This is a genomic window from Faecalibacterium sp. DFI.5.82, from assembly GCF_029076575.1.
Lineage (GTDB): Bacteria > Bacillota > Clostridia > Oscillospirales > Ruminococcaceae > Faecalibacterium > Faecalibacterium duncaniae.
Genome location: NZ_JARFIS010000576.1, coordinates 1 through 308, shown reverse-complemented (window position 1 = coordinate 308; position 308 = coordinate 1). Strand labels below are relative to the sequence as shown.

Annotated in this window: 1 protein-coding gene; it reads left to right on the top strand. The window is 52.3% G+C overall.

The genetic code is table 11. The features are described 5' to 3' along the window. On the top strand, window positions 1-308 hold a 308-nt coding region (locus P0G09_RS17955; RefSeq protein WP_275253350.1), incomplete at both ends, for an N-6 DNA methylase.

Sequence of the window (308 nt, the reverse complement as noted above, 5' to 3'; positions counted from 1 at the left end):
ACTCAAGGCAGACTTCATTATGGCAAATCCTCCCTTCAATCTCTCCGGCTGGGGTGCGGATGAACTCGATGATGATGTCCGTTGGCAGTATGGTACGCCTCCTGCTGGAAATGCAAACTTCTCGTGGTTGCAGCACATGATCTGGCATCTCGCCCCGAATGGGCGTATCGGTATGGTTCTTGCAAATGGTTCGCTTTCCTCGCAGTCCGGCGGTGAAGGTGAAATCAGCAAGAACATTATCAATGCTGACCTTGTGGACTGTATCGTTGCAATGCCGACGCAGCTATTCTACACGACGCAGATCCCGG